Below are 11,833 nucleotides of genomic sequence, written 5' to 3' on the forward strand. Positions count from 1 at the left end.
TTTTGCGGTTCATCCTAGGATCTTCTATTTGTTTACAAAGGTCAATTATGCCAATTTTCATGTTAGTTTATGTTTTAATATATCTTATAAAGATAAGAAAAACAATCGATATAAACAAATGATAGTGTATTAATAATCAGTAGTATAGCAAAGAAATAACAAAGGAGAATATAGTAAAAAATATAATGCGTCTGCCCTGTTAATTACTACTATTAATTCGTTCTACCAAGGTTATTCTTTAGTTCTACCTTGGTTATCGTTTGGTTCGACCATGGTATTTGTTTAGTTCTACCTAGGTGGAACGAATTGTTATTTGCTACAAAAGTAGGTAGTTTATGTAAGAGAGAGGTGCTTTAATTGTAGAGTGGTTTCTTATTTGAATAAGATAACTTCGTTATAACTTGCACTTCCTGATTTATTCAATTACTTTTGTAGCGTATAAACCCAAAGAAAGGAGTTGTATAAGTATGGCAAGACCAATTAAGGAAACTCCGATACTTTTCGGAGAAGATGCTCGGCGATTTGAAGAACGGATGAAAGAGAAGCGTAGTGAAACGCCGGAGCAGCGGGAAAAAAGGTTGAAAGACTATGAACTGGCAATGAAAATCTTTAAAAAATAAAATACGAACCTTTTCTTTATCGGGAAGCTTTGTTAGCTGTAAGTAATGTACTTGAAAATAAAACGGGTTGTCGCTTTTTAACTGTAGATGCGTATGCAGCAGCTGTTCCTTTTTATGAGAAAAATGGGTTTATTCCTTTGAATAATGAAGATGTGGATTCTGCTACACGTTTGCTTTATTTTGACTTGAATGATATTGTGCTCTAGATTAGAGCAGCTTTATTAAATATTTTGTTTTGTATACGAGACAAAATGGTGTGCCCCTTATTTTATATACGAAACAAAAAACTTATTGAAACCTGCCTTTTTATATACATACGCTTTAATTATACAATCATCATTCGTTTTCTTTCCTAAACATTTATGACTCTCTCTTGTTATTTTCCGAAAAGTATTTGTACCTTTGTCATTGGAACGTAGCACGCCTTTGTGGTGTGCGATTGTGCGTTTCCTCGGCTAGTAGGAAATTGTAACGGATTTTTTAATGCATGCTGGGAAGACGCCTGTACTTCTATGACTTCTCATAGGGTACGGGTTGTCTGCCCGTATGCATTGGGTAGCCGTTACTACCTCCTACTAGCGGGATGTGACAGCTCCGTACTCTTTTATAATAAAAGGTACGGGACTAGTTAATATTATTAATCTAGTTCCGTTTTTTTATGTCAAATTGGCTCACAACAAAACAGATGTCTGAAAGACGCGACATTCAAGAAGCTATTCTAAAGAATTGGGCAAATCTTGGATACATTACGAGTTCCCGAATCAACGATCAGTTGTTTTTGGATGATGAGAGTTTGGATGCTTATCTGGAAGCTCACAAAAGACTTGGTTTAGAAGCAGGTTACCTTTCTAAAATCGTAGAAGAAAAGAAACTGGAACGGGACTTTATCATTTCAAAATACGATGATCTACTATATGTATTGAGAACACAGAAGACTTGTAAACCGCTATATGAAATAATCATTCGTGAACTGTCAGCATTGATTCTTCACCCTGTTACCCGCGATATCTTCTATTCAATTTCTACAGGAGAATCAGTAGAGAAAGTGGCTGATCGGCATCGAATTACCTATGGGAAGACATTGCAAATGTATAACTCTATACTTAAAGGGTTGAAACTGAAAAAAGATATATTGGCTACTTATCGAAAGCGTGCTATCGATGCTCGTTTTTTATCCTTGGTAGACAATAATAAGAATATAAATGTTGGGCAGGAGGAATGGATACTTCAATTGCCTGTTCGTAAAGTAGCTGATACCCGGTTGGCTAATATCTTGTATAATCAAGATGTTCGAACGGTGAAAGATTTGTTGGATATAGTATCGGGAAGAGGTTGGAAAAGTCTGTTGAGAATAGAAGGAGTAGGAAAAACTTCCTACTATCATTTATTATCCAAACTTCAGATGATAGGTGTTGTGGATGAAAGTCTGGATCGGATTCTTGCCGGATGCTCTAATGGTAAGTTCGATAATAAATGACGGGTAGGACATAATTATGGAAAGAGAGATGATATAAAGAGGTTATTTTAAAGGAAAGATAGAAATTTCAACTTCTAAAATAGCCTCCTTATATTATATATGTATGAACATACGGTCTATCTCTCTGCCTCTATTGTATAAGTAAAGCTGTCTGCCCGATAATACCCGACGTTGTATTCAATAGGTACTCCGTTCACATCATAAACAAATCTTCTCCTTATTAATATAGGGTCATTGGATTTTATCTCCAGTTTCTCTGCAATAAATTCCCCTGCAAGTCTGGCTGAAATCTCCTCCTTGCTGGTCTTTACTACTATATTATATTGGGTTTCCAGCATTTCGTATAATGGGCGTGTATAATCTTCCTCTCCGGTTAGTGGAATATTGGGGTTGAAATAAGAGATGAAGTAAACAAACGGATATTCTTTTTTTCCTCTGACACGCTCCATCACTACACAGCGAGTGTCGGGATTGGAACCTAAATCAAAGAATGTGCCGATTTCTTCGGTTGGACGCTTTAAACTGATATGCAGCTCGAAATTGCGAATCTCGATACCTAACATCTTCATCTCCTGTGAGAAACTAAGCCAGTTCTTTACTCCGCCTACGATACCTTTCTTTACTACCTTCGTTCCGTAACCTTTCTTTCGCACCAAAAGCCCCTCAAACACGAGTTTGTTGATAGCTTGTCTTAATGTGTTCCTTGAAATGTGTAATTGTTCAGACAATTCGACCTCGTTGGGAAATAGCTTCCCGTTTTTGTACTCTTCAGATTCTATGAGTCTTCTTAGTATCTCTTCTGCCTGAATATGAAGCGGTTTATCACTATTATGATCTAATTTCATATCTATTCTGATTGGTTTATTTTCAGCAAATATAAGATTTATCAAAAAATAATCCAAGTTTTGTTTGGAATAAAAATAAAATCTATATATTTGCACAATTGAAAGTATGTATGAACATATAAAATTTAAAAACGCTATAAACATGAGAAAAGCTAATTATGGTAAATTTCCTTCTACGAAGCTGACGGGGATGCTTGTTCAGGGGTGGGATTCTATCATTTCTATGTTAAAAGAGAAAATGGATGCAAGAAAAGTGCTGGCTGTGGATTTATATACAGGAGTATATGAAGAAGAAGTGCTGGATGCTTTTTCAAAAGAATTCTCCGGAAGAGTGATGAATGTACGTGATTTGATGAAACCGGAAAAAGAAATTCAAACGTTGACAGAACGCTTCATGACTGAAGATGTATTATTCGGCTATGTCACCAATTTGAAGCTGGAAGATTATTTGGATGCGGATAAGGTGGCTGTTGCACGGAAGCAAATCAGTGAAGCAAAAGAAACCATTGTAATCATAGGTACGGGTGCTGCTGTTGTTGCTCCACAGGACGCAATGGTGGTTTATGCGGATATGGCACGTTGGGAAATCCAACAACGTTTCCGCCGGCATGAGGTAAAAGCTTTAGGTATAGACAATCGGAACGATGCTGTTTCTTTGCAATACAAGAGAGGGTATTTCAACGATTGGAGAGTATGTGATAGGTATAAGGAAGGATTGTTTGACAGGGTAGAATTCTGGATTGACACCCATGTGGCCGGGACACCGAAGATGATTGATAAGGATACTTTCTTTAAAGGGGTAGAGGCAACGGTGAACACACCGTTCCGGGTAGTTCCTTTCTTCGATCCGGCTCCCTGGGGTGGTCAATGGATGAAAGAGGTTTGCGACCTGGATCGTGAACGCGAAAATTTCGGCTGGTGCTTTGACTGTGTACCTGAAGAGAACAGCCTTTATTTTGAAGTGAACGGAGTGCGCTTTGAACTGCCTTCGGTTGATTTGGTTTTGCTGAAAAGTAAAGAGTTGCTTGGTGAACCGGTGGAGGCACGCTTTGGAAAAGACTTCCCTATTCGTTTCGACTTTTTGGATACGATGGGCGGAGGTAATTTGAGTTTGCAGGTGCATCCTACTACTCAATTTATCCGCGACAGCTTCGGTATGTACTACACACAGGATGAAAGTTACTACATGGTGGATGCGGGAGAAGATGCCGTAGTTTATCTGGGAGTGAAGACGGGGGTTGATAAGGAGGCGATGATCGGCGATTTGCGTAAAGCACAAAAAGGTGAATTGGTGTTCGACGCAGAAAAGTACGTAAATAAGATTCCGACAAAGAAACACGATCACTTCCTGATTCCGGGAGGAACGGTTCATTGTTCCGGTGCCAACAGTATGGTGCTTGAAATCAGTTCGACTCCGAACCTCTTTACTTTCAAACTATGGGACTGGCAACGCTTGGGACTGGATGGAAAACCGCGTCCGATCAATGTGGAACGTGGTAAATGCGTAATCAACTGGAACCGGGATACGGAATATGTGAATGAACATCTTCGCAACCAGTTCAAGGAGGTTGCTTCCGGAGAAGGCTGGATAGAAGAACGTACCGGATTGCATCCGAACGAATTTATCGAAACCCGCCGTCACCGTTTCTCATCACCGGTATTGCATCATACAAACGATAGTGTAAATGTACTGAATCTGTTGGAGGGAGAAGAGGCCGTAGTTGAGAGTCCTACTCATGCTTTTGAACCTTTCGTGGTACATTATGCCGAAACATTTATCATTCCTGCCGGGGTGAAAGAATATACCATTGCCCCGTATGGTAAATCTGCAGGAAAAGAATGTGTAACGATCAAAGCTTACGTACGCTTTTAATAATGAAATAAATCATCTAATATCTTGAAAACTATGTATGAACATGATGAACGAATCGTAATGACGCTCGATGCGGGAGGCACTAATTTCGTGTTTTCAGCCATACAAGGTTGTCGCGAAATTGTGGAACCTATTTGCCTTCCGGCAGCGTCCGACGACTTGGAGCGTTGCTTGTCTGTTCTTGTAGAAGGTTTCCTGGAAGTTGAAAAACGATTGCCGAAACTTCCGGTAGCTATCAGTTTTGCTTTCCCCGGGCCTGCTGACTATGAGCATGGAATTATTGGTGACTTGCCCAACTTCCCGGCCTTCAGGGGAGGAGTGGCACTTGGACCTTATTTGAGGGAACAGTTTGGTATTCCGGTTTTTATTAATAATGACGGTAATTTGTTTGCTTATGGCGAAGCCTTGGCAGGCACTTTGCCCGAAGTGAATAAACGCCTGAAAGAAGCAGGCAGCAGTAAGGTATATAAGAACCTGCTCGGAATTACGCTGGGTACGGGATTTGGTGCCGGAGTGGTGATTGACAGCCGGTTACTGACCGGAGACAACGGTTGCGGCGGCGACGTCTGGATTATGCGGAATAAGAAATATCCCGAAATGATCGCGGAAGAAAGTGTCAGTATCAGGGCTGTCAGGCGAGTATATCAGGAATTGACCGGAAAGGATGCTTCTTCTTTGACTCCCAAAGATATATATGATATTGCCGAAGGGACTGCAGAGGGAGATCAGCAGGCTGCTGTCCGGAGTTTTAACGAACTGGGAGAGATGGCCGGTGATGCTATCATCCGTGCATTGAATATTGTTGATGGCTTGGTAGTGATTGGCGGAGGAGTGGCCGGAGCGGTTAAATACATACTTCCGGGAATTATGAATGAGATGAATCGGCAGATTGGCACGTTTGCAGGAGCTTCTTTCCCTTGTTTGCAGATGGAGGTGTTCAATCTGTCCGAAAAAGAGGCATTTGATAAATTTCTGAAAGAAAAAGACAAGATGGTGAAAATACCATTTTCGGAGAGAGAGGTACATTATGCCTGTCACAAGAAAATAGGCATTGCTGTTTCTACATTAGGAGCAAGCAGGGCTGTTGCTTTAGGGGCTTATTCCTTTGCTTTGTCCCAACTTAATATCTTATAATATATGATAACTCTTCTATTAATTCAAATATAAAATGTTATGAAACAATCTAATCTATTGAACGCGCAATTTGCCCGCCGGCTTTTCAGAACGGCATTTTCGAGTTGGCAATTATTGGCTGTTATGTTGATTGTTTGTATGAATGTGGCTGTTGGTTCCAAACTGTATGCGCAATCTAATACAATCGCAGTGAAAGGTAAGGTAATGGCAGACGGGGAACCCGTGATTGGGGCTACCGTGCTGGTGAAAGGTGTATCTACGGGTACGGCTACGGATATGGATGGAAATTTTTCACTGAATGTTGCTTCGAAAGCGGTATTGGTAGTTTCCTCAATAGGATATGAAACACAGGAAGTTCCGGTGAACGGCCGCCAGTTTATCAATGTGGTGTTGAAGTCGGATGTGGTTGCTTTGAAAGATGTGGTAGTGGTAGGCTACGGTGTGCAGAAGAAAGTCAACCTGACAGGAGCTGTGTCTTCTGTTTCTACGGATGAATTGGAAGGAAAGCCGATTTCCAATGTATTGGAAGCGATGCAGGGAACGACTCCCGGTTTGGTAATTCAGCAGGGAAGTTCTACTCCGGGTAGTGTACCTTCTATTAATATCCGTGGTTTGAATACGATGAACAACAATGATCCGTTGGTGATTATTGACGGAATTGAAGGATCGCTCGCCAATCTGAATCCGGCTGATATTGAGCAGATTTCTATTTTGAAAGATGCTTCTTCTACTGCTATTTATGGTTCACGTGCTTCCAATGGTGTGGTACTTGTCACTACCAAGAAAGGAAAAGCTGGTAAGGTGGAAATCTCTTATGATTTTATGTATGGTGTTCAGCAACCTACTTCATTGCCTAAGATAGCAGACTCGTGGGTATACGCTGAACTGTATAATGAAGCGGCTGTTAATTCGGGAAGAGCTGCAAAATTCACTCCCGAGCAGATTGCGCAATATAGAAATGGTGGTCCGAATGTAAATTGGGTGAAAGAACTTTATAATCGTAATTCTCCTCAAAGTTCACACAATGTTTCGATGACAGGCGGTAACGACCAGTTGTCTTACATGGCTTCTTTGGGTTATATGGATCAGAACAGTATGTTCAAGGGACCTGATTATGGTTATAAACGCTACAATGCACGTCTGAATGTAAGCCATAAGGTGACGAATAACTTTACATTGAATTTGACTTCTCAATTTGCCCGTAATGATATTAAAGAACATGCTTACTGGACGGAATGGATTATCGAGCAGGCAAACCGTATGCCGCCGATTTACCCGATCAAGAATGAGGATGGTAGTTATAATTATCCTGCCGGAAGTAACTCAAACGGTTTGCAGCGTTTGGAAGAAGGCGGTTATCGCCAGAATGTGAATGATGAATTATTGGGAACCATACAAGCCGAATGGGAAGTATATAAAGGACTGAAACTGATCGGAAGTGCCGGTGGACGTGTTTGGAATAATAATTTGCATGAAAACCGGAAGGCCTTCGAAGGTACGGGAGATAGTGAAAATAAGTTGACCGAGCAATTCTATCGTTCTAAGAATATCACTACCAATCTTATGGTGACTTATAATACGAAAATAGGGAAACACTCTATCGGTGGATTATTAGGATATGCTTATGAGGGTTTCTCTGAAAAGCAGTTCTCTACCAGTCGTTTGACGGAGGATTCTAAATATGATATTTTTGTAGGTGATTTGAGTGGGGATAAAGTTAGCAATGGTGGTTCGGCAAGTGACTGGGCTATCTATTCCGGTTTTGCAAGAGCCACTTATAATTATGATGAGAAATATCTGCTGGAATTTAATATTCGTAATGACTATTCTTCTTATTTTGCGAAAGGAAACCGTTCGGGAGTCTTCCCGTCTTTCTCGGCAGGATGGCGTATCTCGGAAGAAAAATTCTGGTCTGTACTGAAACCGTATGTTTCTTCTCTAAAAATCAGAGGTTCATGGGGATTGGTTGGTAATAACCGCATTGGTGCTTATCAATACATGCAGACCGTGTCTGTAAAGAACGGTATCAGTTTTGGCGACAAGCTGGCGCAGACGGCTGAATTCGCTTCTACAAACCCTGATCTCAAATGGGAAACTACCCGTATGGCTAATATCGGCTTCGAATTGGGATTGTTGAATAATGATTTGAATATTACTTTTGATTGCTTCAATAATCGTACAAAAGATATTTTGGTGAATTTACCGGTTCCCGGATTGTTTGGTAATGGTGCCCCGATTCAAAACGCTGGTAAGGTAGAGACGAGAGGATGGGAATTATCAGTAAGTTATCGTTTGAAGACCGGTCCGGTAGTGCATAACTTCGCCGGAAATATTTCGGATAGCTTTAATGAAGTAATAGATACACGCGGTACGGAAATTATCGGTGGCTCGGATGTACAGACAATTATCAAGGAAGGTTATCCGTTGTACTCTTACTATGCATATCGTTCGGATGGATTTTTCCAGAATGAGGAAGAATGTCAGAAAGGACCGCACTTGGAAGGTATTACACCGAAACCGGGAGATATTCGTTATTTGGATAAGAACGGCGATGGTGTGATTAAACCGGACGATGACCGTTTTATTGTTGGTAATGACTTCCCAAGATATACTTTCGGCTTCACCTATGGTTTGGAATATAAAGGTTTTGATTTCTCGATGATGTGGCAAGGAGTAGGAAAACGTAACAAGTGGATGCGTGGTGAATCTGTAGAGGCTTTCCATAATAACAATGAAGGTCCTGTAATGGATTTCCATCAAGATCGCTGGACTCCGAATAATCCGGATGCTACTTATCCCCGTCTGACAATGGGTGCGGAATCTGCTAATAATGCAGCGAAATCAGATTTCTGGATTCAGGATGCTAAATACTTGCGTTTGAAAAATGCGCAGATTGGATATACTTTCTCGCAACAATGGATGAAAAAACTCTATGTCAAGAATTTAAGAATCTTTGCCAGTGTGCAGAATCCGTTGACTTTCACAAAGATGAAAGGCGGATGGGACCCGGAATATACCGGAGACGGCAGTGGTCGTTCTTATCCTGTGGCAAGAGTATATTCATTTGGACTTAATGTTAAATTTTAAACTGTACCGTGATGAAAACAACTATAAAGAATTTGATTTTATCTGCTGTCTTGGTAGTGGGCGGTGCCTCTTGTGTTGACTTGGATACGGCACCGTATGACAGAGAAACGGACTTGACTTATTGGGAAGAGGATCCTGAAGCAGCTGTCAAGGCGTTGAATACTTGCTATACCTATTTGGGAAATATGGACGAACAGCTTTATTGTGAAGCAATGACGGACAATGCTTATACCAAGCAACCGAACGATGCTACACAGAATATCGGTAATGGTTCATATTCTACAGCAGACCCTTACGTGAAAAAGGTTTGGGACGGACGTTATACGGGGATTCGTATGTGTAATGAACTATTGGAGAATATTGATCGCGTACCGGATTTGGATCCTGAATTGAAGAAACGTTATATTGGCGAGGCAAAAGTGCTTCGTGCTTATAATTATTATGAGTTGTATACGAAATTCGGAGATGTTCCTTATACTACCAAAGTGCTTTCTATTAAAGAAAGTATGTCTATTGCACGTACGGCCAAAGCCACTGTAATAGCAAATGTTTTGGCCGATCTGGATGAAGTGATTAATGGTAACTATTTGCCGACTTCTTATGATGCGGATAATAAAGGTCGGATTACCCGTTGGGCGGCAATGGCGATTAAAGCTAAAATCTATTTGTTTGAAGGTAATTGGACGCAAGTGAAAAATATCACTTCTACCATTATGACAGAGGGAGGCTTTAAACTCTTTGGAAGTTATGCAGGATTGTTTGAGATCGCTAATGAATACAACTCTGAAGTAATTTTGGATGCACAGTATCGTCCGACCAGTCGTGAACATCAGATGATGTATGTTTTCCTGCCGCCCACTTTGGGTGGATATTCCCAGCTTTCTCCTTTGCAGGAGTTGGTAGACAGTTATATTATGCTGGATGGAAAAACAATTAAGGAAACAGGAACATCGTTTGATGAAAGTCATCCGTATGCTAATCGTGACCCACGTTTGAAGGCAACGGTGATGTACACTGGAAACTCATATACGTTGGCCGACGGAACAGAAGTTGTTATCAACTGTGAGAAAGGTGAAGGCAAAGATGGTTATGGGGTAGGTTCAGACTGTTCGGCTACCGGTTACTATATTAAGAAATATTGGGATAACACTTATCGTGCTACTCTTTATTCTGGTTTGAATCCGATTCTGATTCGTTATGCTGATATTTTATTGATGAATGCGGAAGCATTGGCAGAATTAGGAGAACTGGATAAGACGGCTTGGGATGCAACTATTAAACCAATTCGTGATAGGGCCGGATTTACACTTGCTTCAGCACTGGAATTCCCGGAAGGAGCTTCTAAAGATAAACTGATTGAGATTGTACGAAACGAACGTCGTTCGGAATTGGCATTGGAAGGACATCGCCATAAAGATATTATCCGTTGGAGAATTGCGGACAATGTATTGAATGGATGGTGTCACGGATTAAAGACAAATGATGTGGTAGGTACGGATGATGGATACGTTCGGGTTGAAAACAGAACCTTTAATGCAAATAAACATTATTTGTGGCCTATACCACAGGCTGAACGTGACTTGAATGGTAATTTGGAGCAGAATCCGAATTGGTAATTGGTTAAAACGACTCAAAAAGGAATGATTATGAAAAAGATATTATGGATATGTTCAGTACTTCTGGCAATGGTTTCATGTCAGGAAGATTATGAATTGAACACGGATTTTGCAGTCCCTACAGAATTAAGTTCCCCTGCTTCTATCCAGTTGAATGTGTCATCTCCAACGCCTGTTGTGTTGTCGTGGTCAGGAGGTGGTGCGGCAGATGGCGGAATTGTATTGTACGAGGTGCTGTTTGATAAGGCAGACGGTGATTTTTCAAAGCCGCTGGCTACGGTGAAAAGTGATTTGGGAGCTGCGACCAGTTTGTCAATCACTCATGCAGCTATTAATACGATTGCCAGAAATGCAGGCATTTATCCTTTGGAAACCGGAGATATAAAATGGACGGTAAATGCTTCGAAAGGTGGAGTGGTGAAGAGAACCGACAAGGTGGCTACCATCACAGTAACTCGTGGAGAGGGAATTGATAATATTCCGGCTGAATTGTATTTATATGGTTCGGCTACGGAGAACAGTGGACAGGGGGGAATTCCGTTCCGTTGTGTAGAAGAGGGCGTTTTCCAGATTTATACGAAGTTATCTGCAGGAAATATATCATTTAAGTCTGCTACTACAGGTGAAACATTCAGCTATTATATTGATGATAGCTCGAAGTTAAGAGAAGGGGAGGGCGAAACGGCAGTCGCTGCTTCCGAAGAAGTAACCCGTCTGACTGTGAACTTTAATACAATGGCAATGACCACGGAAAAAATCGGTTCTTCTGTTCGTTGTATTTGGGGAGCAACATTTGGAGATATAGCTGTATTAGAGTATGCGGGTGATGGTAAATTTGTGGGAGAGGGTGATATCCGATTCCTTGATCCGTCCAAACCGGAAACCGGTGCTCCTGATTGGTTAAGTTGGATAGAAGAACGTTACTACTTTTTAGCAAAAGTAAATGGTGGTGATATGTGTTGGGGTAGAGGTGATGGCGTGAGTGCCGAACGTCCGGTAGGTGGAGAACCTGCTTCTTTCTATGCTTTGTATGAATTCCAATGGAGTCAGTGGGATCATCTTTGGAAAATGAAAGGTAGTCTGGATTATACGCATGCGACTATCACTATCGATACGAATTCGGATGGATTGATGATACATACATTTACTAATGTGACTCCGATTAATTAATAAAACTAAGT

At 41.0% G+C, this 11,833-nt stretch carries 9 protein-coding genes; 8 read left to right on the top strand and 1 reads right to left on the bottom strand.

Annotated elements, in window-relative coordinates:
• Window positions 1-467 precede the first annotated feature (467 nt).
• The 3 genes from LPH68_RS02845 (at window position 468) to LPH68_RS02855 (ending at window position 2,097) form a co-directional block, all read left to right on the top strand.
• Window positions 468-620, top strand: a complete 153-nt coding sequence (locus LPH68_RS02845) for a hypothetical protein (RefSeq protein ID WP_004326181.1) — start codon at window positions 468-470, stop codon at window positions 618-620.
• Between the two features lie 29 nt (window positions 621-649).
• Window positions 650-826, top strand: coding sequence for a hypothetical protein (locus tag LPH68_RS02850; RefSeq protein ID WP_009038782.1), 177 nt, complete (start codon window positions 650-652; stop codon window positions 824-826).
• Window positions 827-1,305: 479 nt separating this feature from the next.
• Window positions 1,306-2,097: a hypothetical protein gene (locus LPH68_RS02855; RefSeq protein ID WP_151923848.1), complete on the top strand. Its 792-nt coding sequence runs from the start codon at window positions 1,306-1,308 to the stop codon at window positions 2,095-2,097.
• Window positions 2,098-2,213: 116 nt separating this feature from the next.
• Here the strand turns inward: LPH68_RS02855 and LPH68_RS02860 are convergent, their stop codons facing one another.
• Window positions 2,214-2,942 carry a GntR family transcriptional regulator gene (locus LPH68_RS02860; protein WP_004321898.1) on the bottom strand — a complete coding sequence of 243 codons (729 nt, stop codon included), beginning with the start codon at window positions 2,940-2,942 and terminating at the stop codon, window positions 2,214-2,216.
• 142 nt (window positions 2,943-3,084) lie between these two features.
• On the opposite strand from LPH68_RS02860, the gene LPH68_RS02865 reads away from it, so the two are divergent.
• Genes LPH68_RS02865 through LPH68_RS02885 form a run of 5 tightly spaced genes read left to right on the top strand, consistent with a single transcriptional unit; the run spans window position 3,085 to window position 11,822 of the window.
• Entirely contained in the window at window positions 3,085-4,815 is a 1,731-nt protein-coding gene (locus tag LPH68_RS02865; protein ID WP_151923847.1) for a class I mannose-6-phosphate isomerase, read from the top strand.
• Between the two features lie 33 nt (window positions 4,816-4,848).
• Complete coding sequence (locus LPH68_RS02870) at window positions 4,849-5,949, top strand: ROK family protein (protein WP_121960290.1); 1,101 nt, start codon at window positions 4,849-4,851, stop codon at window positions 5,947-5,949.
• A 39-nt stretch (window positions 5,950-5,988) separates the two neighbouring features.
• Window positions 5,989-9,036, top strand: a complete 3,048-nt coding sequence (locus LPH68_RS02875; protein ID WP_121960291.1) for a TonB-dependent receptor — start codon at window positions 5,989-5,991, stop codon at window positions 9,034-9,036.
• A gap of 11 nt (window positions 9,037-9,047) precedes the next feature.
• The gene (locus LPH68_RS02880; RefSeq protein WP_004313538.1) at window positions 9,048-10,652 is read left to right on the top strand and encodes a RagB/SusD family nutrient uptake outer membrane protein; all 1,605 of its coding nucleotides are present in this window, start codon (window positions 9,048-9,050) and stop codon (window positions 10,650-10,652) included.
• Between the two features lie 30 nt (window positions 10,653-10,682).
• Window positions 10,683-11,822, top strand: coding sequence for a SusE domain-containing protein (locus LPH68_RS02885; RefSeq protein ID WP_008024909.1), 1,140 nt, complete (start codon window positions 10,683-10,685; stop codon window positions 11,820-11,822).
• Window positions 11,823-11,833 lie beyond the last annotated feature (11 nt).

The sequence above is a fragment of the Bacteroides sp. 1_1_30 genome, from assembly GCF_020982715.1.
Classification (GTDB): domain Bacteria; phylum Bacteroidota; class Bacteroidia; order Bacteroidales; family Bacteroidaceae; genus Bacteroides; species Bacteroides xylanisolvens.